The organism is Rhodovulum viride, assembly GCF_003265965.1.
In the GTDB taxonomy this organism is placed as follows: Bacteria; Pseudomonadota; Alphaproteobacteria; order Rhodobacterales; family Rhodobacteraceae; genus Rhodovulum; species Rhodovulum kholense.
Map to the genome: position 1 here is coordinate 1 of NZ_MUAV01000096.1, position 1246 is coordinate 1246.

Here is a 1246-nt window from a genome sequence, read left to right on the forward strand (position 1 = left end):
TTCTTGGTGAAGTCGTCATTCTCGTAGCCGGTCTCGATCGTGGTCGACCAGCGGTCGAAGATCTGCGCCCCGGTGCGGAAGGCGCCGACCAGCACCTTGTCGAGGGTCATCGCCATCGAGGGCACGACCGGCAGGCCCCACATGGTGGCGCCGATGGTGCCCTGGGGCTGGCCGATGATGTAGCGCCCGGTGGTGTCCTTCAGAAGCTCGATCCAGGCCCAGTCGGCGGGGTGCATGACCACGCCATCGGCAGGCAGAAGCGCCAGCGAGGCCTGCAACATCATCAGGCGGATCTTGTCGATCGAGGTGGTGTCGGCGCCGGTCAGCGGGCTGACATAGGGCGTGGCCTGCGGGATGATGCCCAGCAGGTTCTGGCCGGTGCCGTCGCCATTGAGGATCTGGTTCTCCTCGACCAGGTCGAGACCGTAGGCGAGGCGGCTGTCGATCATCGAGCGCATGGCCGAGACATCGGACAGCACCTGGCGCGAGGCCTTCATCCAGTGGGCGATGACCTTGGCCGAGGTCGAGACCACTTCGAGGCGGAAGTCCGAGGAGGGCTTGGCCGCGCCTTCGGCCACCATGCCCGCGCCATTGGTGCGCGAATGTTCCTTCACGAACTCGATCGACTGGCCGTCCATGTTGCCCTGCGCCAGCAGCGCGCGGATGGTCAGCGGGCGCTGGGGCAGCTCGATGACGCCGGGCAGGCGCGTGGGCGCCAGCGCCGGGCCGATCGATCCGGCCGCGGCGGCGGTCGAGGTGGTCAGCGTTGCCTTGGTCTCGATCCGCGCCCGGTCGCCCCGCGCGAACCCGCCCTCGGCAAAGCGCTTGTACTCGTCGCTGTCGACGAAGGATTGCCCGGCCGTCTTCGCCTCGGCCGGGGCGTCCTCGCTGCCGCTCCGCGCGATCTTCTGCTCGATCTCGCCCAGTTGCGCCTTCAGCGCGTTCATGCCGGTCAGCGCCTCGTCGGCCTTTCCCTTCAGATCCTCCGACAGGGCCTCCCCGGCCTTCGCCTTGCCGAGGGCTTCCTCGGCCAGCGCCTTCACGCCGTCCAGCGACTTGTCGAGCGCAGTTTTCATCTCGACCGCCAGCTCGGCGGCCGTTTTGGTATCATCAGCCATATTGGCCTCCTGTTTGGGTATCAGGCCGAAAGGCCCAGAAAGGCGCGCATGAACGCCGCGCCGTCATTTGCCGCTGTGGCCGGTTCCCCCGGCCCCTTGAGGTGGATGCGCGCGGCGCGCTCCGCCTG

General features: G+C 67.9%; 1 protein-coding gene. It reads right to left on the minus strand.

The window, feature by feature from the left end:
* The coding region (locus tag BYZ73_RS21160) for a phage major capsid protein (protein ID WP_112317569.1) at nucleotides 1-1118 on the minus strand (1118 nt) is incomplete at its 3' end.
* Nucleotides 1119-1246: the final 128 nt, after the last annotated feature.